The organism is Corallococcus praedator, assembly GCF_003612125.1.
Classification (GTDB): domain Bacteria; phylum Myxococcota; class Myxococcia; order Myxococcales; family Myxococcaceae; genus Corallococcus; species Corallococcus praedator.
This window is the reverse complement of sequence record NZ_RAWI01001107.1, coordinates 1-434: the sequence shown is the minus strand read 5'-3', so window position 1 is coordinate 434 and position 434 is coordinate 1. Positions and strand designations below refer to the sequence as shown.

Below are 434 nucleotides of genomic sequence, written 5' to 3'. Positions count from 1 at the left end.
GTTCAATTAGAAGCTTTAGGTAATGTTACTGGTATGGATTTAAGTGTTGATATGTTGACTGTTGCAGCTCAAAAATCAGCAAATGTAAATTGGCTTGAAGGAGATATGACATCTTTTGATTTGCAACAACAATTTGATATCATCACTATTTTTTGTGACTCTCTAAATTATTGGCAAGATGAAACTGCAGTGATTGAAACATTCATCAATGTTTATCATCATCTGACTGATTCAGGTGTATTTATGTTTGATGTACATACTGTTTATAAAATGATGACGTTGTTTAATAATCAAAGTTATATTGATGATAAAGGGGACATTTTTTTAGCATGGGATGCTGTGCAAGGAGATTTACCTTTAAGTGTTTATCATGATATGACATTTTTCATTCGACATGAAGATGAAACATATTCAAGATTTGATGAGTCTCATTT

Annotated in this window: 1 protein-coding gene; it reads left to right on the top strand. The window is 30.9% G+C overall.

The features are described from left to right. The coding region (locus D7Y13_RS43255) for a class I SAM-dependent DNA methyltransferase (RefSeq protein ID WP_147452727.1) at positions 1 to 434 on the top strand (434 nt) is incomplete at both ends.